Genomic DNA, 22,591 nt, shown 5'->3' on the forward strand with positions numbered 1-22,591 from the left:
GCGGACCGGGAGGAGCCGGCGGCTGCCCCGTCACCGCAGGACCCGCCAACATCGTCGCCGCATGATCCAACCCACGCCCCAACGACCCCGGAGCACCCGGCGGACCGGGCGGGCCGGGAGGCTGCGGCACGCCAGCACCGGGCGCGCCCGGCGGACCGGGAGGAGCCGGCGGCTGCCCCGTCACCGCAGGACCCGCCAACATCGTCGCCGCATGATCCAACCCACGCCCCAACGACCCCGGAGCACTCGGCGGACCGGGCGGCGCGGGCTGCTCCTGCGGGGCCGACGGACGGTCCGCGCCCGGCGCGGGCTCGACGGGCCGGGAGACCCGGGCCTTGCTCGTGGGCGCGTCCGCGAGGGAGCCCGCGTCCGGCGACAGCGCCGGTACGACCGCGGTCCTCGGCAGCCGACTGCCGCCCGGCATCAGCGTCGTCTTGGCCTCGGGGGCCACCGCGGGCGGCGGCCCCTCCTCCAGGTCCGAGCCCGACAGCGGCGGGGCGAACACGGTCGCGGGCAGCGGTACGGAGACGTCGTCCGCACCGGGGTTCACATCCGTCCCGGCCCACGGCGTCGACCCGGCCGGCACCCCGTCGTTGGCGGTCGGCTCGTACGGGACCTCTCCACCGCGACGGAGCGGCGCCGCCTCGTCCGCCCCCGCGGAAGCGGAGGCGAAGGCGGGAGCGGAGGCGGAGGCGGAGGCGGAGCCGGCGGCGTCCACCGGCTCCGGCACGAACTCGGCGGGAGCCGGGGCCGCAGCGCGATCCGCGGCAGGAGCGGCCGGAGCCGAGGCCCCGGCCGGAGGGATGCCCGCCCGGTCCGCCGCCTCCTGCAGCCACTCCGGCGGACTCAACATGAACGACGTCTGCTCGGAGTCGATCCGAGGCGGCGGAACCGACGCCTCCGCAGCCGGCGCGGCAGCGGCCCCGTACTCCTCCTCGTACCGGCGGATCACCTCACCCACCGGCAGCCCCGGCCACAGCGTCACCTCGCCGCTGTCCCGCGCGATGACCAACCGCTGCCGGCCGCCACCCGAGACCGGGCCCGCCGCACGGTCCTCGGCCCACACCACGAACCCCAGACCGAACTCCCGTACCCGCACCTCCCGGTGCTGGTACGCCGGCACGTCACCGTTGATCCACTCCTCGGCGCGCTCCTGCGCCTGCGCGAAGGTCACCACCGCGCCATCACCCCTCATCCGAACCGGCACGGGGACCGGGCCCCGCCACGGGAACCGAGCGTGCGAATCCGCCGTCCACCATCAGACCGGCCACCGTCTCCAGTTCCGGCGGGTTCCCCGCCAACCGCTCCAGAAAGGCATCGAAATCACCACCGCACGGCAGCAACAGCCGCTCCACGCGCTCCTGCACGGACCAGCCGTCCCGGTCGCGCGCGTCGTCGTACGGGGAGAACCACACCGAACCGAGGCCCTCGCCCTTCACCTTCAGGGCCAGCAGCCCGCCCTGCACGAAGGCCACGCACAGGTAGTCCTTCGTCAGGTGGTCGCGCAGGCACTTGTTGACGTACACCAGGTCGTTGACCGCCGCCTCCTCACGCACCGTGAAGAACGGCTGGTCCACCAGCAGGCCGAGCTCCACGTCCAGCCCCGCGCCCACCGGCGCGCAGCCGCCCGCGGCCTTGAGGAACGAGCGGTACGCCTCCGGCAGCCGGTAGCCGAGGTCCTCCTCGACCCCCTCCACCTGCTCCTCCGAGACCGACACCACCGACTTCGGCAGCCCCAGGTGCGCCGGGCGGACCTCCTGCAGCGGCCGCGTCCCGCGCTTGTCGTGGTCCACCGGCGCCGTCGCCAGCCCCGCGTGGTGCCGCAGCAGCGCCTTCACCTCGACCGGCACCAGCTCCATGCGGCGCGAACCCGCGACGTGGTGCCAGGTCCAGCCGTGCGGGGTCGCCACGGGACCGACCGTGTCCCACAGCTCGTGCCCCGAGGCCCGCATCGCCGCGTTCGCCGAGACGTAGTCCGTCAGCCGCAGCTCGTCCACGCCGAAGCCCTCCGGCGGCTCGGCGATCTCCACCGCCGCGCGCGCGTACACGGAGAAGTCCGGATGCCCGTCGCCGTCCATCCGCACGCCGTGGGGATGCCGAGCGGCCCGGACCGGGTCCGGGAAATGCACGACCTGCCCCGAATAAGCGGCGTTGGGTGGCGCGGCCTGCTGCCCGAGCCGACCTGTCGTCATGGCGGTAGCCCCCTGCTGGATCTGGCTGGTTCACCACAGCCTATGCGCTGGGGCAAGGGGCTCGGCCGCCCGCGACCCGCACGCCCGGCAGCCGGCCGGGAACATCCGAATTGATACGAATATTCGACCCCGCTTCCGCAGGACAGGTGACGTTTGACAGGCTGTCCCCGCAGCACGGGGGCGTGCGCGACAGCGGCCACCACCGCCGCCACGGGAGGGAAAGCACGACCATGCACCACACGGCGACACGCACCACACCGGGCAACTCCACCCCGGCCGGCACGGGCCCGACCACCCCGGCCCTCCCGCTGGGACCAGCCGGCCCGGCCATCCCGGCCATCCCGGCAGGAACCGCAGGACCGGCCGGTCTGGCCATCCCGGTCCTCCCGGCAGGACCGGCCGGCCCGGGCATTCCTGCAGGAACGGGCATCCCGGCGGCACCGGCCATCCCGGCAGGACCGGCACCCTCCGCCCCACCGGGCACCGCCCTCGAACCGGGCGGCCCCGCGGGCGACCCCCGCCTGCGCTGGAGCAGCACCGACGGCCGCCCCGCCGTGCCCGTCCTGCGCTTCCGCCGCGACGGCATCCTGCCCACCATCGCCGCCGCCCTCTCCGTACGCGGCGAAACCCTCACCGGCACCGCCGGCAAGGCCGACCAGCCGCCTCCGCTCCACCCCCTCGTACAGGACTTCTTCGACACCCTCACCAGCGGCCAGCGCGAACGCTTCACCGGCCGCTGCCCCGAAGCGATCCTGCTCTCCCGCCACCTGACCGCCGTGGAAGGCGCCCGCTCCCGGCGCGCCTCCCGCAAGCCCCTCTCCCCGAGCGAAGCCCGCCGCTCCCTCAAACACGCGAAGATCACCGCCCGCCGCATCCGCGAGGACGGCGACCCCCTCCACGGGAGCTACGCACCCCCCTGCCGCTCCTGCGAGGCACTCCTCACCCACTTCGGCGTACGCTCCGTCGACCTCACCCCTGCCGAGTAGCCATGACCACCGCCTCAGCCTCCTACGACCGCTCCTCGGCCACCCGCTTCCCCCACGCCGTGGACACCGCCCTGCGCACCGCCGGCTGGGAACCCGGCCGCTGGGACATCAAGCAGGCCGAGTACTGGGCCGACGCACTGCGCGACCACACCACCCCCGCCGGACACCAGCACACCGTCTTCCCCGCCGCCGTCGAAGCCTGGGCCGAATTCGGCGGCCTCACCGTCGGCGCCCCCGGACCCGGCCGGCAGATAGCGCCCGTCACCCTCCGGATCGACCCGCTGACCGGTCTCCACCTGGCCCGCACCTTCGCCGACCTCGGCCGCGCCCTCTCCACCCAGATCTGCCCGCTCGGCACCGAAGCCGACGCGGGCTCCCACCTCGCCCTCGACCGCGAAGGCCGCGTCTACGCCATCGACCACACCGGCGACTGGTACCTCGGCGCCGGCATCGACGAGGCCCTCACCCTCCTGCTCACCGGCCTCCAGCCCACCCGCCTGACCACCGCCTGACCGCCCGGCGGACGAGGCACCGACCGGACGCCGGCAACCCGCCCCCGACCGGCCGACGGACCCGCCACCGACCCGCCGCCGGCAACCCGCCCCGACCGCCCGACGGGCGCGCCCCCCAACCGGCCGACGGGCGCGCCACCAGCCGGACGCCGGGTACCCGCCACCCCCGCTACCGCGCCGGAAGCACCGCCGACACCCGGAACCCGCCCTCGTCCGTCGGCCCCGACACGAACACCCCGCCCAGCCCCAGCACCCGCTCCCGCATCCCGACCAACCCGTTCCCCCCGCTCGGCAGACCCGGCTCGGCCGCCTTCCCGTCACACGGCCCGTTCTCCACCTGCATCGCCACCTCCCGCTCCCGATGCGCCAGCCGCACGGTCACCCGCGCCCCCGGAGCATGCTTGTGACAGTTGGTCAGCGCCTCCTGCACCACCCGGAACGCCGTCTGCTCCACATCCGCCGCATACACCGCCCCCTCCCCGTGCACCACCATCTCCACGACCATCCCGGCCGCCCGCGACTGCCCGACCAGCGCCTCCAGCTCGCCCAGCGACGGCCCGTCCTCGAAACTCCCCGCCAGCGCCACGGACACCGGCCGCGCCTGCGGCACCCGCGACACCTGCGGCACCAGCGGCACCTGAGGCGCCCGCCGCACCGGCTGGCCGGCCGCCCGCAGCACCCCCAGCATCTCCCGCAACTCCGTCAGCGCCTGCCGCCCCATGTCCCCCACCAGCGCGGCGTTCTTCGCCGCCCGCACCGGATCCTTCGCGGCAATCGCCTCCAACGCCGCCGCGTGCACCACCATCAACGACACCCGGTGCGCCACCACATCGTGCATCTCCCGCGCGATCCGGGTCCGCTCCTCCGTACGGGCCCATTCGGCCCGCTCCTCGGCCCGGTCCGCCAGCAGCGTCAGCTCCCGCTCCAGCGAGTCCGCCCGCTCCTGCAGGCTCTCCATCAGCCGCCGCCGGGCCCCCACGTACAGCCCGAACAGCACCGGCGGCACGGTCAGCGCCACCGCCACGAACCCGGACAGCGCGACCACCAGCAGCGGGTCGGCCTCGACATCGCCCCTGGTCCGCAGATACATCACCACGAAGGTCGCGGCCAGCGTCAGCGAGGCCAGGATGCCGATGATCCGCCGGGGCACCGCGGAGGAGGCCAGCGTGTACAGGCCCACCACCCCCAGCAGGAACCCCATCGCGGCCGGCGCCACCGCGATCCCCACCAGCACCACCGCGACCGGCCACCGCCGCCGCAGCACGAGCGTGGCCCCCACCAGCAACCCGAACAGCACGCCGACCGCCGTCGGCACCCCCGCCTCCCCCGCGAAGGTCACGCCCTCCCACGCGCACTCGACGGCGGACACCCCGCCGAGCACCACGTCCACCACGACATCCCGCCGCCGCACCCACCACACAGGCGGCCCAGCGCGGCCTTCCGCATCCCCCGTACTGGTCATGGCGCCCAGCCTACGCAGCGGCCCCAGCACACGGTCGAACGAAAATCCCGAGAACCGCCGGTAATCGCACATACGACGGAAACGTCCGCGCACCGAGACCTGAATCCCGCATTCCGGACGACATTGACCCCATGACCGACATCCGACGTCGCCCCGGCGACGGCACCGGCGGCCTCCGCACGGGCACCGCGACCTTCGACTCCCTCCGCGAGCAGGCGGTGGCCCTGCGCCGGGAGGGCCTCAGCCGCCGGGACATCCGCGCCCGCCTGGCCGTCCACAACAACGACCTCCTCAACCGCCTGCTGGAGGGCGAGCCGCCACCCGCGTGGACGAAGCGGCCCCGAGCGAAGGACGACCTCCGCGCCCGCGCCCGCGAACTCCGCCTCCAGGGCCTGACCTACGACCAGATCCAACTCGAGCTGGGCTGCTCGAAGAGCTCGATCTCCCTCTGGGTCCGCGACCTCCCGAAGCCGGAGCGGCGGCGCAGCACGGAGGAGGCCTCAGAGATGGCCCGTCGAGGCTGGGAGAGGACGCTGGAGAGGCGCGAGGAAGAGCGGCAGCAGACCAAGCAGAAGGCCGCCGAGGAACTGGGCGCCATGAGCGAACGTGAGCTGTTCCTCGTCGGCGTCGGGCTCTACTGGGCCGAGGGGTCGAAGAGCAAGTCGTACTCCCTGCGCGAGCGGGTGGTCTTCGTCAACAGCGACCCCGACATGATCTGCGTCTTCCGCGCATGGCTCGGCATCTTGGGCGTAGAGCCCGAACGCATCCGCTATCGGGTCATGATCCACGAATCCGCGGACATCGAAGGTGCCGAACAACACTGGGCCGACCTGGTCGAAGTGGACCGATCCCAACTCCAGCGAACCACGCTCAAGAAGCACAACCCGACCACTGTGCGTAAGAACGTGGGAGCCGACTATCACGGCTGCCTCGTCGTACTTGTCCACCAAAGCGCCGACCTCTACCGCCGAATCGAAGGGTGGTGGTCGCAGATGACAGTGGAGGCACGGCGCTTGACCGCGTAGGCTAACGCTTGGCAATCCCGGGTTGCTCTGTCGGCAGGGGCGACCAGACTTTGAATCTGGGTACGACGCAGGTTCGACTCCTGCCCCGGGAGCCAACGGGTTCGGGTCCTGACCTCCAAGGTCGGGACCCGACCTCGTTTCGGCTGCGGGCCGCCCCGGTATCCTTCACGGGTCCACCCCCGAAGCCGAAGGGCATCCCCGTGAGCGCCAACCGCCCGGCAGCCGTCGTCGTACTCGCAGCGGGTGAAGGCACCCGCATGAAGTCGGCCACTCCCAAGGTCCTGCACGAGATCTGCGGGCGCTCGCTCGTCGGTCACGTCGTCGCCGCCTCCCGCGAGCTGGACCCCGCCCACCTCGTCGTCGTCGTCGGGCACGCCCGCGAGCAGGTCACCGCCCACCTGGCCGGGATCGACGCCGGTGTGCGCACGGCCGTCCAGCACGAGCAGAACGGCACCGGGCACGCCGTCCGGATGGCCCTCGGCGAGCTCGGCGGGGTCGTCGACGGCACCGTGATCGTCGTGTGCGGCGACACCCCCCTGCTCACCGGCGACACCCTCCGGCAGCTCGCGGCGACCCACGAGGCCGACGGCAACGCCGTCACCGTGCTCACCGCCGAGGTGCCGGACTCCACCGGCTACGGCCGGATCGTGCGCGACGCCGGCGGCGCCGTCACGGCCATCGTGGAGCACAAGGACGCCACCGACTCCCAGCGCGCCATCCGCGAGATCAACTCGGGCGTCTTCGCCTTCGACGGCGCCCTGCTCGCCGACGCCCTCGGCAAGCTGCGCACGGACAACAGCCAGGGCGAGGAGTACCTCACCGACGTGCTGGGGATCCTGCGCGAGGCGGGCCACCGGGTGGGTGCGGCGGTCGGTTCGGACCACCGCCAGATCCTGGGCATCAACAACCGGGTGCAGCTGGCCGAGGCCCGTGCCCTGCTGAACGGGCGGCTGCTGGAGCAGGCCATGCTCGCGGGCGTCACGGTGGTCGACCCGGCCGGCACCTTCGTGGACGTCACGGTCACTTTCGGCCAGGACGCCGTGATCCACCCGGGGACGCAGCTGCTGGGCGCCACGCACGTCGCGGAGGGGGCCGAGGTCGGTCCGAACACCCGCCTCACGGACACCCGGGTGGGCCGGGAGGCCCGCGTGGACAACACGGTGGCCGACGGCGCGGTGATCGGTGACGCGGCCTCGGTCGGTCCGTTCGCGTACCTGCGTCCCGGCACGGTCCTCGGGGCGAAGGCCAAGGCGGGGACGTACGTCGAGATGAAGAACGCGACGATCGGCGAGGGCACGAAGGTGCCGCACCTGTCGTACGTGGGCGACGCGACGATCGGCGAGTACACGAACATCGGCGCGGCGAGCGTCTTCGTGAACTACGACGGTGAGCACAAGCACCACACGACCGTCGGCTCGCATTGCAAGACGGGCTCGGACAACATGTTTGTGGCGCCGGTCACCATCGGGGACGGTGCCTACACGGCCGCCGGTTCGGTGATCACGAAGGACGTGCCGGCGGGTGCGCTGGCCGTGGCCCGCGGCCAGCAGCGGAATATCGAGGGCTGGGTGGCCCGCAAGCGTCCGGGGAGCGCTGCCGCGACGGCGGCCCAGTCGGCGGTCCAGGTGGACTCCGGCGGCCGTTGAGGTGAACTGACCGGAAACGGGTGCGCTCTCGACGGCGTACCGTGATAGGTGCACGCAATTCGGCTGGCTCACCGTGTGCGGGACGGACGCGCACGGGGGCGAGCAGCTTTCAACACGTCTGAGGAGACAGTGCTGTGACCGGGATCAAGACGACCGGCGAGAAGAAGCTGATGCTCTTCTCCGGCCGCGCCCACCCCGAGCTGGCCGAGGAGGTCGCGCACCAGCTGGGAGTCGGCCTCGTGCCGACCAAGGCTTTCGACTTCGCGAACGGTGAGATCTACGTCCGCTTCCAGGAGTCGGCTCGTGGCGCGGACTGCTTCCTGATCCAGAGCCACACGGCTCCGATCAATAAGTGGATCATGGAGCAGTTGATCATGATCGACGCGCTGAAGCGCGCGTCGGCACGCTCCATCACCGTGATCGTCCCGTCGTACGGGTACGCCCGTCAGGACAAGAAGCACAAGGGCCGCGAGCCGATCTCGGCCCGTCTGGTCGCGGATCTGCTGAAGACGGCGGGCGCCGACCGCATTCTGACGGTGGACCTGCACACGGACCAGATCCAGGGCTTCTTCGACGGCCCGGTGGACCACCTGTCGGCGCTGAACGTGCTGGCGGACTACGTGGGCGCCAAGGTGGACCGCACGAAGCTGACGATCGTCTCCCCGGACGCCGGCCGGGTGCGGGTGGCCGACCGCTGGTGCGACCGTCTGGACGCGCCGCTGGCCATCGTGCACAAGCGCCGTGACAAGGACGTCGCCAACCAGGTGACCGTCCACGAGGTCGTGGGTGAGGTCAAGGGCCGCGTGTGCGTCCTGGTCGACGACATGATCGACACGGGCGGCACCATCTGCGCGGCGGCCGACGCGCTGTTCGCGCACGGGGCGGAGGACGTGATCGTGACGGCGACGCACGGCATCCTGTCGGGGCCGGCCGCGGACCGTCTGAAGAACTCGAAGGTGAGCGAGTTCGTGTTCACCAACACGCTGCCGGATCCCTCGGACCTGGAGCTCGACAAGATCACGGTGCTGTCGATCGCCCCGATGATCGCGCGCGCCGTCCGCGAGGTCTTCGAGGACGGTTCGGTGACGAGCCTCTTCGAGGAGCAGCAGTAACCGCTCGCCGGTAGATCCTTTTGGTGCGGCCTCCCCTGCCCGGGTACACTCCACGAGTTGCTCGGCGAGGGAGGCCGTACCCGTTGCGGTACGGATGCTCCGTTATCGACGCGCTCTTCGTAGCAGGCCGTTCCGGCCGGGTGACCGTCGTCCATTTCCGTCACCCCACGAGGAGTGAGCATGTCCGAGGTCAAGCTTTCCGCCAAGATCCGTGACACCTTCGGCAAGGGCTCTGCCCGTCAGGCCCGTCGCGACGCCCTGACCCCCGCCGTCATCTACGGCCACGGCACGGACCCGAAGCACGTCAACGTCGACGCGCACGCCCTGCAGCTGGCGCTGCGCACCCCGAACGTCCTGATCTCCCTGGAGCTGGACGGCTCCGCCACCGAGCTGGTCATCCCGAAGGCCGTGCAGAAGCACCCGCTGAAGCGCTCGATCTCGCACGTCGACTTCCTGATCGTCAAGAAGGGCGAGAAGGTCACCGTCGACGTCGCGATCGTCACCGAGGGCGAGCTGGCCGCCGGCGGCAACATGCTGGAGACCCTGCAGAACACGATCTCCGTCGAGGCCGAGGCCACGCACATCCCGACCGAGGTCACCGTCTCCATCGCGGGTCTCGAGGCCGGCGCGACCATCCACGCCAAGGACCTGGTCCTGCCGAAGGGCACCACCCTGGCCGTCGACGGTGACATCGCCGTCCTGCAGGTCGTCTCCCCGCAGGCCGAGGAGCCGGCCGCCGACGCCGCCGAGGACACCGAGGCCTGAGCCTCGTTCCGTCCCCTCAGCAGTTGCTGACCGACCGCCGTCCGGCTCCACTGGAGCGGGACGGCGGTCGTCTCGTTGAAGGAGCTTGTGATGTCGGACGATGCGGCGCCCTGGTTGATCGTCGGTCTGGGCAACCCGGGACCGGAGTACGCGGGCAACCGCCACAACATCGGGTTCATGGTGGCGGACCTGCTGGCGGACCGGATCCGGGGGAAGTTCAAGGCGCACAAGGCGCGGGCGCAGGTGGTGGAGGGCCGCATCGGTTCGCCCGGTCCGGCGAACCGGCGGGTGGTGCTGGCGAAGCCGATGACGTTCATGAACCTGTCCGGCGGTCCGGTGACGGCGTTGCGCGACTTCTACAAGGTGCCGCTGGAGCGGGTGGTGGCGGTCCATGACGAGCTGGACATCGACTATCCGACGCTGCGTCTGAAGCTGGGCGGCGGGGACAACGGCCACAACGGGCTGAAGTCGATGACGAAGGCGATGGGTGCGGATTACCACCGGGTGCGGTGCGGCATCGGCCGTCCGCCGGGCCGGATGCAGGTCGCGGACTTCGTGCTGAAGGACTTCTCCTCGACGGAGCGCAAGGAGTTGGAGTGGTTCGTGGACCGGGCCGCGGACGCGGTGGAGTGCCTGGTCCAGGAGGGTCTGGAGCGCGCGCAGTCGGCGTACAACTCCTGATCGGCCGGCGGCGGCGTCCTGCGGGGCGCCGCCGTGCGGGGATCGTTATGTGGGACAAAACGGTGGCTTCGCTCCCAACGCCCCGCGAACGGTGACGAGTACCCCTTGACCGCGGTGGCTCCGGGTCAGGAAGCTGGGCGCCGCCCCCCACGGCGCTCCCTCCTCTTCAGTGTCAGAGGTACTCCATGCACGTTCCCAGGATCCGCCGGGTGGCTCTCGCCGCCGCCGCGTCCTCGTTCCTCCTCGCCGCCGGTACGGCTCCCGCGTCCGCGGCCGACTCGTACACCGTTCCGCTGCACCAGCCCGTTCCGATCACGGCGGGTTCGTTCGGGAAGCCGGAGCCCGCGTGCGCCGACATACCGGCGACGCAGGACGGCTGGCACTTCATCGCGCCGGGCAGCCCGAACGAGATCTCGTTCGTGAAGCTGACGGTCACGTTCGAACCGGGCGGCCAGCAGGTCGTCACGGACTTCGGCCCGCCGAACGACAACCACGCCTACGTGGCCTCCGCGCCCGGTGCGAAGCTGACCTCGGCCGTCGCCGAGGTGAAGGGCGGCCGGTTGGAGTGGTTCAACCTGTCGCACACCTGCCCGGCGACCGCGACGCCGAGCACGTCGGCCAGTGCGTCGGCTTCCGTGTCGGCCACGCCGTCCCGGACGCCGTCGAGGAGTGCCTCGGGCACCCCGTCGGCGACGCCTTCCTCCTCCGCATCCACCTCCGCCTCCGCGTCGGTGACGCCGGGCCAGAGTTCCGGTGGCGGTCCGTCCGGTACGCCGAGCGCCTCGCAGAGCTCTGCCGCGCCGGTTCCCGGCGGTGACCTGGCGAAGACCGGCTCGGACCTGCCGGTGGCCCTGGTCTCGGCGCTGGCCGTGGCCCTGGTGGCCGCGGGTGGCGTCCTGGTGATGCGCCGCCGAGCGCGCTAGCTCCTGCGTGCGGCCGAGGTGAGGCCGAAGCCCCCGCGACGAATGCGTCGCGGGGGCTTCTTTTCGTGCCGGTGGGCCGGTGGCCTGGCGGTGGGCGGTCAGCCGGTGTTGCGCAGGCCCGCGGCCACGCCGTTGACGGTGAGCAGCAGGGCGCGGGCGAGCAGCGGGTCGGCTTCCTCCCCGCGGGCGGCGGCGGCGCGCTGGCGGGCGAGGAGGGAGACCTGGAGGTAGGAGATGGGGTCCAGGTAGGCGTCGCGGATGGCGAAGGTCTGCTGGAGCACGGGGTGGGAGTCCAGGAGCCGCTCGCCGCCGGTGATGCGCAGGACTTCGCGGACCGTCAGCTCGTGTTCGGCTTCGATGCGGGTGAAGACGTGCTTGAGGTGGTCGGGTACGAGGGTGTCGACGTAGTGGCGGGCGATCCGCAGGTCGGTCTTGGCCAGGGTCATCTCGACGTTGGACAGGAAGTTGCGGAAGAAGTGCCAGCGTTCGCCCATCTCGGTCAGGACGTCTTCCCGGCCGGCTTCGCGCAGGGCCTTGAGGCCGGAGCCGACGCCGTACCAGCCGGGGACGATCTGGCGGGACTGGGTCCAGCCGAAGACCCACGGGATGGCGCGCAGGCCGTCGAGTCCGGCTCCGGAGTCGGGGCGGCGCGAGGGCCGGGAGCCGAGGTGGAGGTCGGCGAGCTGGTCGACGGGGGTGGCGGCGAAGAAGTAGGCGGGGAGGTCGGGGTCCTCGACGAGGGCGCGGTAGGCGCTGTGGGCGGCGTCGGAGACGGTGTCCATGGCCGCGTCCCAGCGGGCGAGGGCTTCGTCGGACTGGCGGGGCGCGGTGTGCAGGGCGGAGGCCTGCAGGGTCGCGGCGACGGTCAGTTCGAGGTTCTCGCGGGCGAGTGAGGGGACGAGGTACTTGTCGGAGATGACCTCGCCCTGTTCGGTGACCTTGATCTCGCCCTCGAGGGTGCCCCAGGGCTGGGCGAGGATGGCGTCGTGGGAGGGGCCACCGCCGCGGCCGACGGTGCCGCCGCGGCCGTGGAAGAGGCGCAGGCGTACGCCGTAGCGGTGGGCCACGTCGCGCAGTCGGCGCTGGGCGCGGTGGATCTCCCACTGGGAGGTGGTGATGCCGCCGAACTTGGAGGAGTCGGAGTAGCCGAGCATGACCTCCTGGACGTCGCCGCGCAGGGAGACCAGGCGCCGGTAGGAGGGGTCGGCGAGCATCTGGTCGAGGATGACGTCGGCGGCGCGCAGTTCGTCGGTGGTCTCCAGGAGCGGGACGATGCCGATCTTGGCCCAGCCGCTGTGCAGGTCGATGAGTCCGGCTTCGCGGGCGAGGACGGCCGCGGCGAAGACGTCGTCGGCGCCCTGGCACATGGAGATGATGTAGGACTCGATGACTTCGGGGCCGAACTTCTCGAAGGCGTCCTTGATGGCGAAGAACACCCCGAGCGTCTTGCGTCCGGCGGCGTCGAGGGGGGCCGGGGTCGGCGCCAGGGGGCGGCGCGAGCGGAGTTCCTTGGCGAGCAGCTTGCCGCGGTAGTCGCGGGGCATGTCGGCGTAGCGCCAGGATTCCTCGCCGAGCCGGTCGAACAGCTGGCCGAGGGCGTGGTGGTGGGCGTCGGCGTGTTCGCGTACGTCCATCGTGGCGAGCTGGAGGCCGAAGGCGGCCAGGGTGCGGATGGTGCGGTCCATACGGCCGTCGGCGAAGAGGGCGCCGCGGTGTTCGCGCAGGGAGGTCTGGATCAGGGTGAGGTCGGTGAGCAGCTCGGCGGTGCCGAGGTAGTCGCGGCCTTCTTCGTGCGGGGTGCCCTTGGCGAGGCGCTCGCGGGTGTTGAGGAGCTTCTGCCGGATGCAGGTGGCCTTCAGGCGGTAGGGCTCCTCGGCGTTCAGCCGCTTGTAGCGGGGGCTGATCTCGGGGAGGCGTTCCAGGTCGGCCTGGAGGGAGCCGAGGAGTTCCTCGGTGGCGCCGGTGTAGCGGATGGAGTTGGAGAGCAGGCCGCGCAGGAAGTCGATGAGTTCGAGTGCGTCGGTGATGCCGTGCTCGTGCTGGAGGATCAGGACGTCGCGGGTGACGTCGGGGGTGACGTTGGGGTTGCCGTCGCGGTCGCCGCCGATCCAGGTGCCGAAGGTCAGGGGGCGGGTTCCGGCGGGCAGCTCGACGCCGACGCGCTGGAGTTCGGCGGCGAGGTCCTCGAGGACGTCGCCGACGGCGCCGGCGTGCAGTTCGTCGAGGTAGTAGATGGCGTTGCGGGCCTCGTCGGCGGGCTCGGGGCGCACGACGCGCAGTTCGTCGGTCTGCCAGACGAGGTCGATGTTCTCGGCGAGGCGCAGGTCGTGGCGGCGGCGGTCGCCCGCCCCGGTGACGGGCTCCTCCAGCAGGGCCGCGATGCGGCGCAGCTTGTTCAGGACGCTGCGGCGGGCGGCTTCGGTGGGGTGTGCGGTGAAGACGGGTCGGACGTTGAGGTTCTTGACCGTCTGGCGCAGGTGCTCGGGGTCGGCGTCCTTGAGCATGTCGGCGGTGCGGGCGAGGAGCCCGCCTTCGGCGGCGCGGTGGGCGCGCAGTTCCTTGCCTCGGTGGACCTGCTCGGTGACGTTGGCGAGGTGGAAGTAGGTGGAGAAGGCGCGCACCAGCTTGGCGGCGGTCTCCAGGTCGGTGTCCCCGAGCAGGGCGGCGGCGGCTTCGCCGTCGGTGCGCGTCAGTGCGCGCACGCGTTCGACGAGGTCGAGGAGGTGCCGGCCTTCCTGGCGTACGAGGGTCTCGCCGAGCAGGTCACCGAGGCGGCGGATGTCCGCGCGCAGCTCTGCGTTGGCGGTGGCGGCCGGGGAGAGGGGGGCGGCCGGCTGGGTGGCCAGGGGGGCCTGGTCAGCACTGCTCACAGGTGCGGCTCCTTGCAGTGTTCGAGCGCTACTGGGCGGTGGGCTCCCGACCGCGCACGGCGATGCCGGTCCTGATGCGCAGCTCGGGCTGCCCGTGCGGACCGCGCTGTCCGACGACAACAGGATAGGTGTCCGAGGCGCGTGCCTGGGCAGATGTCTCATCAGGCGGCCGGTGAACGGTCCGGTTCGCCCGCGTGACGGTCCCCGGCCGCGCTCCTGTTGCCGGGGGTCCCGGTTTTGCCATACTTACGATTCCGTAGGTTACGGGTCCGTAGGTCCGTAGCCAGGGAGCTTGCCGACACCTCTCACCCCCCAGGGGACCCCCATGGCCACCAGTCCCGATCTGATCGAGGGCGGCGACGCGCCCTCCGACACTTCCGAGCCGTCCGCGACACTGGGCGGCGAGAACAAGCGGTCCATCGAGCAGATCGCCCTTCTGCTGTTCATCACCGTTCCCTTCGTGGCGCTGCTCGCGGCGGTGCCGCTGGTCTGGGGCTGGGGGGTGAGCTGGCTGGACCTGGGCCTGATGGTGTTCATGTACTTCCTGGCCTGCCACGGGATCACCATCGGCTTCCACCGCTACTTCACGCACGGTTCCTTCAAGGCGAAGCGGCCGCTGCGGATCGTCCTCGCCGTGATGGGTTCGATGGCGGTGGAGGGTCCGCTGGTGCGCTGGGTGGCGGACCACCGCAAGCACCACAAGTATTCGGACCACGAGGGCGACCCGCATTCGCCGTGGCGGTTCGGCGAGACGGTGCCGGCCCTGATGAAGGGCCTGTGGTGGGCGCACATCGGCTGGCTCTTCGACGAGGAGCAGACCGATCAGCAGAAGTACGCTCCCGACCTGATCAAGGATCCGGCGATCCGGCGGATCTCGCGCGCCTTCCTGTTCTGGACGGTCGTCTCGCTGGCGATCCCGCCGGTGGTGGGCGGTCTGGTCACGATGTCGTGGTGGGGTGCGTTCACGGCGTTCTTCTGGGGTTCGCTGGTGCGCGTCGCGCTGCTGCACCACGTCACCTGGTCGATCAACTCGATCTGCCACGCGGTGGGCAAGCGCCCCTTCAAGTCGCGTGACCGCTCGGGCAACGTCTGGTGGCTGGCGGTGCTGTCCTGCGGGGAGTCCTGGCACAACCTGCACCACGCGGACCCGACGTCGGCCCGGCACGGGGTGCTGCGCGGCCAGGTCGACTCCAGCGCGCGGTTGATCCGCTGGTTCGAGCAGCTGGGCTGGGCCACGGACGTGCGCTGGCCCTCGGCCGACCGCATCGAAGCCCGGCGCAGGGAAACCCGCCCGAACCCGGCATGATGGGAGGCGTGGCGATCGACGGCGGTAATTCCAGCAGCGACAAGCCCCGGCGTGGCCGCCGGGTGCGGATGACGGGCGCGGAGCGGCGCCAGCAACTGCTGGACATCGGCCGGACCCTGTTCGCCGAGAAGGGCTTCGAGGGCACGTCGGTGGAGGAGATCGCGGCGAAGGCCGGGGTGTCCAAGCCGGTGGTGTACGAGCACTTCGGGGGCAAGGAGGGCTTGTACGCGGTCGTCGTGGACCGGGAGATGCGCCAGCTGCTGGACGGGGTGACGGGCGCGCTGACGGCCGGGCATCCGCGGGAGCTGCTGGAGCAGGCGGCGTTCGCCCTGCTGGACTACATCGAGTCCTACACGGACGGTTTCCGGATCCTGGTGCGGGATTCCCCGGTCGCCCAGTCCACCGGCACGTTCGCCTCGCTGATCAGTGACATCGCCACGCAGGTCGAGGACATCCTGGGGCTGGAGTTCAAGGCGCGCGGCTTCGATCCGAAGCTGGCCCCGCTCTACGCGCAGGCGCTGGTCGGGATGGTGGCGCTGACCGGCCAGTGGTGGCTGGACGTACGCCGTCCGAAGAAGGCGGAGGTGGCCGCGCACCTGGTGAACCTGGCCTGGCACGGGCTGGACGGCCTGGAGTCGAAGCCGCAGCTGGTGGGCCGCCGCAAGAGCTGAGGCCGCGTGCGGCGCGACGGCGCCCCGCCACCGGGTGGATCCGGTGGCGGGGCGCCGTCGTGCGGTTCGGGGCGGGGGGTGTCAGTCCGCCGAAGGGGGCACGCTCACGCCTCCTTGCGGGCGACGGCGAAGATCCTGCGGAAGGGGAAGACGGTGCCGCGCGGGCCGGGCGGGTAGGCCTCGCGCAGCTGGTCGCGGTATTCGGTGAGGAAGGCGTCCACGGCCTCGCGGTCGTCGCCCAGGGCGGTCAGGACGGGCCGCAGGGCGGTGCCCTTGACCCAGTCGAGCACCGGGTCCGGTCCGTGGAGCAGCTGGTGGTAGGTGGTGTTCCAGACCTCCACGGCGCAGCCGAGTTCGGTCAACCGGGCGAGGTATTCGGCGGGTTCGAGCAAGTGGATGTAGCGTGCACCGTGTCCGGCGAGCCGGCCCCGCCAGCGCGGGGCGTCGCAGAGTTCGGCGAGCAGGGCGTGGCTGGGGGCGGTGAAGTTGGCGGGGATCTGGAAGGCGAACGTGCCGCCGGGGCGCAAGCCGTTGACCCAGGCGCCGAAGGAGCCGGGGTGGCTGGGGACCCACTGCAGGGCGGCGTTGGAGACGATCAGGTCGTAGGGCTCCTCGGGCAGCCAGGTGCCGATGTCCGCGGGGCGGAATTCGAGGCGGCCGCCGCCGGCGGTGGGGCCGGCGTGCTCCTCGGTGGCGCGGTGGAGCATGTCGGTCGAGAGGTCGAAGCCGGTGATGCGGGCCTCGGGCCACCGGTCGGCGAGCATCGCGGTGACGTTGCCGGGGCCACAGCCGAGGTCGGCGATGCGGGCGGGGCGGGTGGGGAGTTCGGGTATGCGGGCAAGCAGGTCCAGGAAGGGGCGTGTGCGGTGGCCGGCATGCTTGAGGTACTGCTGGGGATCCCAGGTGGGTCCGGTGGGTGCGGTGGCCGTGGGGATCGCGGCCTGTGCGGTATCGGAATACATGTTCGAGCCTCCCTGCTGGCGGGGCGGTCGGAAGCGGAATCAGTTCCGGCCCCCTCCATGCCCCGCGGTCGCCGCATTTATATCTCGCCATCAAGATACTTGATATCAAGATGCATGGCATGAAGAGACTTCACATCGACAGACCCCTTACACTGATCGGCATGGAGGACGAGGTCGACCGACTGGTGGCGGCATGGCGGCGGGAGCGCCCTGACCTCGACGTGGAACCGCTCGAGGTGCTCAGCCGCGTCAGCAGGCTCGCCCGGCACCTCGACCGCGCCCGACGGCTCGCCTTCTCCGAGCACGGTCTGGAGCCGTGGGAGTTCGACGTCCTCACCTCCCTGCGCCGCGCCGGAGCGCCCTACCAGCTCTCGCCCGGCCAACTGCTGACCCAAACCCTGGTCACCTCCGGGACCATGACCAACCGGATCGACCGGCTGGCCAAGAAGGGCCTCGTGGAGCGGCTGCCCGACCCCAGCGACCGCCGGGGGGTCCTGGTGCGCCTGACGCCCGAGGGCCGCGACCGCGCCGACCAGGCCCTCGCCGGCCTGCTGGCCCAGGAGCGGGCGATCCTGGCCCAGCTCTCGCGCAACCAGCGCGGCGATCTCGCCGCGCTGCTACGCCAGTTGACCGCTCCGTTCGACAACATCCCCGGCTAGGTCGGCCGGCCGCACCCCGGCCCGCCGCGCCAGCGCCACCGCCGCGAGCGTGGAGTGCACCCCGAGCTTGCCCAGCACGTTCTGCATGTGCGTGCGGACGGTGTGCGGGGACAGGAACAGCCGCGCCGCCACGTCCTTGCGGCCCAGCCCCGCCACCATGCACCGCAGCACCTCGTGCTCGCGCGGGGTGAGCGACTCGACGAGCCGTTCGCTGTCCGTACGGTGCTTGCGGGCGGCGGTGAGCTCCCGGAGCACTCCGGTCAGCAGCGCGGGCGGCAGGTGCGTCTCCTCCCGCAGGACCCCCCGGATCACGGCCAGCAGCCGCGACAGCGAGCAGTCCTTCGCCACCCAGCCGGTGGCCCCCGCCTGCAGGGCGAGGGCCGCCCTGCGGGCGTCGTCCCGCTCGGCCAGTACGACGGTGCGCACCCCCGGGTGGGACACCCGTACGCCCGCGACCAGCGCGATCCCGTCCGAGGCGGGCGGTGGCCCGGAGGTGGAGCCCGGCTCCCGCCGGCCGGGGACGGTCCCGGCGACGGTGCCGAGGTCGGCGTCGACCAGCATGGCGTCGAAGCGGCGGCCCTCGGCCGCCGCCCGTTCGAGGCAGCGCAGCGCGGCGGGGCCGCTGCCCGCTGCGGAGACCTCCACGTCGGGCTCGGCCGCGAGCGCGGCGGCGAGCGATTCGGCGAAGATACGGTGGTCGTCGACCACGAGAACCCGGATACGAACCACAAAACCCCCAAGGGTCGGGGAACGGACGGCGGCGGGTACGGCGCCCGGAGCGGGTGGTCCGCAAGGCGCCGCGGCCGCCGCCGTGACACCTCTGCACTACCCCGGACCGGACGCCGTACCCGACGTGTCTCGACCCCTGAAACGACACCGGCCCCCACCGGCACCACGCATCAGCGTAGGGCGCGGCACGGCCGGCGGTTGGCCGAATAGCGGAAGTTTTCCCGGGGATTTTCCGGCGGTGCCGTCCTGAACGGCCTTCCGCGTGGCCTGATTTCGTCTGCCCGAAGATCCGGGCGAAGGCCGCCCGGGCGGGGTGTGCCACGGGCAGATGCGCGGGAGGCATTTCACCCGGCGTGTGCACGCCGAGCGCCCGCGCACAGCGCCCGCGCGCAGCGCGCCCCTTGTGTGCTCGCGCCCCCGGCGCAGCGAGCCCCCACGTGCGCGCGCCCCCCGCACCGGGACGGGTGCGGGGGGCGCGCGGGGAAGGCGTGTGCGGCGGGCGTGTGGCGTTTCAGCGGGGACGCACGGTTCAGGAGGCGCGCGTCCGCGCGAAGTCCCACGCGTCCTTGATGATGCCGGTGAGGTCCGAGCGGCTCGGGGTCCAGCCCAGCCGCTCGTGGGCCGTCCGGGCCGAGGCGACCAGCGTCGCCGGATCGCCCGCCCGGCGCGGGGCGAGGACTTCGGGGATCTCCCGCCCGGTCACCTTGCGGACCGTCTCGACGACCTCGCGGACCGAGAAACCGCTGCCGTTGCCCAGGTTGCAGATCAGGTGCTCGCCGTCGGCGGCCGCCTCCAGCGCGGCCAGGTGGGCCTCGGCCAGGTCCGCGACGTGGATGTAGTCGCGCACGCAGGTGCCGTCCGGGGTCGGGTAGTCCTCGCCGAACACCGAGATCGACTCGCGTTCGCCGAGCGCCACCTGCAGGACCAGCGGGATCAGGTGGGTCTCGGGGCTGTGCCGCTCGCCGAAGCGCCCGTAGGCGCCCGCCACGTTGAAGTAGCGCAGGGACACCGCGGCCAGGCCGTGCGCCACGCACTCCCCCGCGATCATGTGGTCGACGGCCAGCTTCGAGGCCCCGTACGGATTGGTCGGCGCGGTCACCGAGGTCTCCGTGAGCAGGCCCTCCGCGGGCTCCCCGTAGGTCGCGGCGGTGGAGGAGAAGACCAGCTTGCGCACGCCCGCCCCGCGCATCGCGGCCAGCAGGGCGAGGGTGCCGCCGACGTTGTTCTCCCAGTACTTGCCCGGGTTCACCACGGACTCGCCGACCTGCGAGGAGGCCGCGAAGTGGAGCACCGCGTCGAAGGAGGGGTCAAGGTACCGTGCGGCGTCCTGGATGCGGCCCTCGATGAAGGCGGCGCCCTCGGGCACCCCCTCGCGGAAGCCGGTGCTGAGGTCGTCGAGGACGGTGACCTCGTGGCCCGCCTCCAGCAGATGGGCCGCGACCACGCTGCCGACGTATCCGGCGCCGCCGGTCACCAGGTATTTGTGCATCGCCGTCTTGCTCACTCGCCTACTGCCTCTCGCGGGGGAGCACACGCGGCTGCGCGCGCGTGCTGGGTCGTGCCGTCAAACTACCGTCTGGCCGGACCCGCCCGGCGCCGCCCGGTCGAGCAGGCCGGTGCGCGCAGCCAGCGCGGCCGCCTCCAGCCGCGAGCCGACGCCCAGCTTCATCAGCACCCGCTGCACGTGCGTGCGGGCCGTGCTCGGCGCGATGGCCATGCCCGCGGCGATCAGCCGGGTGTCCTCGCCCTCCGCGACGCGCACCAGCACCTCGACCTCGCGCGGGGTCAGCAGCCGCAGCAGCCGGCTGCCCTCGTCGTCGGGCTGGGCGGCGGGGTCGAGCAGCTCCGCGAACGCACCCTGCAGCAACTGCGGGGCGATGGCGACCTCACCGGCCCGGGCCTTGGCCAGCGCCCGCTCCACGCCCTCGATCCGCTCGTCGTGGCGGACGTACCCCGAGGCGCCGGCGGCGAAGGCGGCCGCGATCCCGCGCGGACTGGGCACCGGCCCGAGCACCACCACGGCGATCTGCGGACGCTCCCGCTTGATCCGGACGACGGGTTCGAACACCCCGGGCTCGGCGGGGACCGCGGTGCCCAGCAGGCAGACCTCCGGGGCCCGGCCGATGACCAGCTCGGCGGCGCCCGCGGCCGGTGCGGCCGCGGCGAGCACCCGGTGACCGCGCAGTTTCAGGGCCGAGGCGAGCGCCTCGGCCAGCAGGCGGTGCTCGTCGACCACCACGACCCGTACGCCCATCGCGCAACCCACCCCCGACCCTTCTGACCCGGCAAGCTACACGCTTGTTCGACGGTGCGCGGGGCTAACCGCGCAGAAGCCCCCGGAAGGCGGACCTCGCGGGGGCTTCGTGGACGCGGACCGGTCAGCTCGCGGTGAACGAGGTGAAGATGTACTCCGGGTCCGAGGTGCTGGAGTACGGCTTCTTCACCGTCGTCCGGGCGAGGAACAGCTTGCCGTTGTGGTAGCGGTACTCGTGGTGGTCGGGCGAGTAGGCCGTCTCGATGCGCTGGGTCGTCTTGTCCGACGGGTTCTCCATCAGGACGGTCTCCTTCATCGTCTTGCCGTCGATGCTGACGACCTGGCCGCCCTTGTCGTAGGGGGGCTCCTTGTAGGCGATGATGTTCGACCCGTCCATGCGCAGCGGGAAGAGCTTGTAGCGCTCGCCCGCGGCGGCGGCCTCGTTGGTCTGCTTGCCGGTCTCCAGGTCGAAGGAGAGCAGCTCGTTGGTCTTGGCGTAGGGGTCCTGGCCCTGGTGCTCGTAGGAGGGCAGGTAGAGCTTGCCGTTGCCGACGACGAAGCCGAAGCACCGCTCGACCTCGGTCTTGCACTCGCCGCCGTAGTTGCCGGAGGACAGCGAGATGCGCGCCTTCAGCTGGCCCGCCGGGTCGACGACGAAGAGGTCGCTGACGCCGCTGGCGTTCTTGGCGGTCTTGCCGACGTCGGCGGCGACGATCAGGGGCTTGGTGGAGACGATGCTGGCGTAGTCGATGCCCGCGGAGAGCTTGTAGGAGGACTGCGGGGCGCCGGTCGCCGGGTCGAGGACCTGGGCGTACAGCGTGGGGGTGGAGCTCTGGCCGCACTTGCGGATGACCGCGAGGGCCTCGCCGCCCGCGTAGCCGGCGTCGCGGCAGCCTTCGCCGTCCGTCTTGGGCAGCCACAGCGACTTGCCGTCGGTGAGGTTCCAGGCGGCGCCGCCCGAGGAGCCGCCCGCGGCGACCGTCTGGCCGCTGAGGGTGACCTCGTAGTAGGAGACGGGCTTGTCGCCGCCGGTGGTGGCCTTGGCGTTGCCGGTCCACAGCAGCTTGCCGGCCTCCAGGTCGATCACGCCGACCTCGGTGCACGGCGGGTACTTGGCCTCCGGCGTGGGCTTGGCGGGCCGGAAGAGCACGGCCGACTTCTTGTCGGTGACGTGCGGGGTGGCGCCGCACAGTTCACCGGGGAGCGGCACCTCCCACTTCTTGCCGCCGTCGACGAGGTTGTAGCCGACGATCTTGTATACGTCGGACTTCACGTAGGTGGTGTCGGTCAGCCAGGAGCCCGGGACCTGGACCATCTCCTCCGGCGCGGGGCTCGGCTGGTTGAGCAGCACCTTCGACTTGACGTTCGCGGGCACCTTCTCGGTGCCGCCGGCGCCGGGCTGGGACTTGTCGTCGCCCGGCTTGGCAGGGCCGCTGTCGGCGACGTCGCCGGTTCCCTCGCCGTCACCGGAGACGTACCAGAAGCCGCCGCCGACGATGAGGACGATGGCCAGCAGGGCCGCGCCGACGATCATCAGCTGGGTGCGCACGTCGTTGCCGCCGCCGCCCGCGCCGCCGGCCGGGGGCTGGGCGGAGTGCATGGGCGTGGTGGGCGGCCCGAAGGGCGGGGGCGTACCCGGCTGCTGCGGGTGGCCGTAGCCCTGGGGCGGCTGCTGCGGGTAGCCGTACGACGGCTGCGTCGGCGGCTGCTGCGGTGCGGGCGGCTGCTGCGGGGGCGCGGACGGCAGGGGCGGCTGCGTGGGCGGCGGGTCCTGCGGCGCTCCGAAGCCGCCGGACGGCGGCTGGCTGGGGGGCGGCGGGGTACTCATGGGTTGCT

General features: G+C 72.1%; 19 protein-coding genes, 1 tRNA gene and 1 pseudogene. 12 read left to right on the forward strand and 9 right to left on the reverse strand.

Translation table 11 applies throughout. The features are described 5' to 3' along the window. Together AC07FY_RS16690 and AC07FY_RS16695 are read right to left on the reverse strand one after the other, a co-directional pair. A pseudogene (locus AC07FY_RS16690) lies at positions 1 to 1,177 on the reverse strand (SUKH-4 family immunity protein); the annotation flags it as partial. Positions 1,178 to 1,184: 7 nt separating this feature from the next. After that, positions 1,185 to 2,192 (reverse strand): SMI1/KNR4 family protein, encoded by a 1,008-nt coding sequence (locus tag AC07FY_RS16695; protein ID WP_479006564.1) that lies wholly within the window; start codon positions 2,190 to 2,192, stop codon positions 1,185 to 1,187. 446 nt (positions 2,193 to 2,638) lie between these two features. Between AC07FY_RS16695 and AC07FY_RS16700 the strand changes: the two genes are divergently transcribed. After that, entirely contained in the window at positions 2,639 to 3,178 is a 540-nt protein-coding gene (locus AC07FY_RS16700) for a YwqJ-related putative deaminase (RefSeq protein WP_479007073.1), read from the forward strand. Between the two features lie 2 nt (positions 3,179 to 3,180). Continuing rightward, positions 3,181 to 3,690, forward strand: coding sequence for an SUKH-3 domain-containing protein (locus tag AC07FY_RS16705; protein ID WP_479006567.1), 510 nt, complete (start codon positions 3,181 to 3,183; stop codon positions 3,688 to 3,690). Positions 3,691 to 3,859: 169 nt separating this feature from the next. Here AC07FY_RS16705 and AC07FY_RS16710 read toward each other — a convergent pair whose 3' ends face one another. Next, complete coding sequence (locus AC07FY_RS16710) at positions 3,860 to 5,152, reverse strand: sensor histidine kinase (protein ID WP_479006570.1); 1,293 nt, start codon at positions 5,150 to 5,152, stop codon at positions 3,860 to 3,862. 131 nt (positions 5,153 to 5,283) lie between these two features. Here AC07FY_RS16710 and AC07FY_RS16715 point away from each other — a divergent pair, with 131 nt between their 5' ends. From AC07FY_RS16715 to AC07FY_RS16745, 7 genes are all read left to right on the forward strand, one after another. Beyond that, entirely contained in the window at positions 5,284 to 6,177 is an 894-nt protein-coding gene (locus AC07FY_RS16715) for a hypothetical protein (RefSeq protein WP_479006573.1), read from the forward strand. A gap of 15 nt (positions 6,178 to 6,192) precedes the next feature. Next, a tRNA-Gln gene (locus tag AC07FY_RS16720) sits at positions 6,193 to 6,272 on the forward strand. A gap of 105 nt (positions 6,273 to 6,377) precedes the next feature. Beyond that, positions 6,378 to 7,823, forward strand: coding sequence for a bifunctional UDP-N-acetylglucosamine diphosphorylase/glucosamine-1-phosphate N-acetyltransferase GlmU (gene glmU, locus AC07FY_RS16725; protein ID WP_479006576.1), 1,446 nt, complete (start codon positions 6,378 to 6,380; stop codon positions 7,821 to 7,823). Positions 7,824 to 7,957: 134 nt separating this feature from the next. Next, complete coding sequence (locus AC07FY_RS16730; protein ID WP_030716976.1) at positions 7,958 to 8,935, forward strand: ribose-phosphate diphosphokinase; 978 nt, start codon at positions 7,958 to 7,960, stop codon at positions 8,933 to 8,935. A 180-nt stretch (positions 8,936 to 9,115) separates the two neighbouring features. Further along, positions 9,116 to 9,700 (forward strand): 50S ribosomal protein L25/general stress protein Ctc, encoded by a 585-nt coding sequence (locus tag AC07FY_RS16735; protein WP_479006579.1) that lies wholly within the window; start codon positions 9,116 to 9,118, stop codon positions 9,698 to 9,700. Positions 9,701 to 9,790: 90 nt separating this feature from the next. Next, on the forward strand, positions 9,791 to 10,381 hold the full coding sequence (pth, locus tag AC07FY_RS16740; protein ID WP_479006582.1) for an aminoacyl-tRNA hydrolase: 591 nt from the start codon (positions 9,791 to 9,793) through the stop codon (positions 10,379 to 10,381). 209 nt (positions 10,382 to 10,590) lie between these two features. Beyond that, positions 10,591 to 11,304, forward strand: a complete 714-nt coding sequence (locus AC07FY_RS16745; protein WP_479006585.1) for an LPXTG cell wall anchor domain-containing protein — start codon at positions 10,591 to 10,593, stop codon at positions 11,302 to 11,304. A gap of 98 nt (positions 11,305 to 11,402) precedes the next feature. Here the strand turns inward: AC07FY_RS16745 and ppc are convergent, their stop codons facing one another. After that, entirely contained in the window at positions 11,403 to 14,174 is a 2,772-nt protein-coding gene (ppc, locus tag AC07FY_RS16750; RefSeq protein ID WP_479006588.1) for a phosphoenolpyruvate carboxylase, read from the reverse strand. Positions 14,175 to 14,499: 325 nt separating this feature from the next. Here ppc and AC07FY_RS16755 point away from each other — a divergent pair, with 325 nt between their 5' ends. Both AC07FY_RS16755 and AC07FY_RS16760 read left to right on the forward strand, forming a co-directional pair. Next, the gene (locus AC07FY_RS16755) at positions 14,500 to 15,480 is read left to right on the forward strand and encodes an acyl-CoA desaturase (protein ID WP_479006591.1); all 981 of its coding nucleotides are present in this window, start codon (positions 14,500 to 14,502) and stop codon (positions 15,478 to 15,480) included. Beyond that, positions 15,477 to 16,151 carry a TetR family transcriptional regulator gene (locus tag AC07FY_RS16760; protein WP_386186608.1) on the forward strand — a complete coding sequence of 225 codons (675 nt, stop codon included), beginning with the start codon at positions 15,477 to 15,479 and terminating at the stop codon, positions 16,149 to 16,151. The genes AC07FY_RS16755 and AC07FY_RS16760 overlap by 4 nt, the downstream gene beginning before the upstream one ends. 104 nt (positions 16,152 to 16,255) lie before the next feature. Here AC07FY_RS16760 and AC07FY_RS16765 read toward each other — a convergent pair whose 3' ends face one another. Beyond that, positions 16,256 to 17,113 carry a trans-aconitate 2-methyltransferase gene (locus tag AC07FY_RS16765; RefSeq protein WP_479006594.1) on the reverse strand — a complete coding sequence of 286 codons (858 nt, stop codon included), beginning with the start codon at positions 17,111 to 17,113 and terminating at the stop codon, positions 16,256 to 16,258. Positions 17,114 to 17,274: 161 nt separating this feature from the next. Between AC07FY_RS16765 and AC07FY_RS16770 the strand changes: the two genes are divergently transcribed. Continuing rightward, a complete protein-coding gene (locus AC07FY_RS16770) occupies positions 17,275 to 17,772 on the forward strand; it encodes a MarR family winged helix-turn-helix transcriptional regulator (RefSeq protein ID WP_362398085.1) in 498 nt (165 codons plus the stop codon). Here AC07FY_RS16770 and AC07FY_RS16775 read toward each other — a convergent pair. The 4 genes from AC07FY_RS16775 to AC07FY_RS16790 all read right to left on the reverse strand — a co-directional run bounded on the left by AC07FY_RS16775 (position 17,731) and on the right by AC07FY_RS16790 (position 22,583). After that, a complete protein-coding gene (locus AC07FY_RS16775) occupies positions 17,731 to 18,501 on the reverse strand; it encodes a response regulator transcription factor (RefSeq protein ID WP_479006597.1) in 771 nt (256 codons plus the stop codon). The genes AC07FY_RS16770 and AC07FY_RS16775 overlap by 42 nt on opposite strands. Before the next feature lie 529 nt (positions 18,502 to 19,030). Continuing rightward, positions 19,031 to 19,990: a UDP-glucose 4-epimerase GalE gene (gene galE, locus AC07FY_RS16780; RefSeq protein WP_479007077.1), complete on the reverse strand. Its 960-nt coding sequence runs from the start codon at positions 19,988 to 19,990 to the stop codon at positions 19,031 to 19,033. A 75-nt stretch (positions 19,991 to 20,065) separates the two neighbouring features. Then, a complete protein-coding gene (locus AC07FY_RS16785) occupies positions 20,066 to 20,755 on the reverse strand; it encodes a response regulator transcription factor (protein WP_479007080.1) in 690 nt (229 codons plus the stop codon). Positions 20,756 to 20,879: 124 nt separating this feature from the next. Then, positions 20,880 to 22,583 carry an outer membrane protein assembly factor BamB family protein gene (locus AC07FY_RS16790; RefSeq protein ID WP_479006600.1) on the reverse strand — a complete coding sequence of 568 codons (1,704 nt, stop codon included), beginning with the start codon at positions 22,581 to 22,583 and terminating at the stop codon, positions 20,880 to 20,882. Positions 22,584 to 22,591 lie beyond the last annotated feature (8 nt).

It is taken from the genome of Streptomyces sp. NPDC045967, assembly GCF_056430495.1.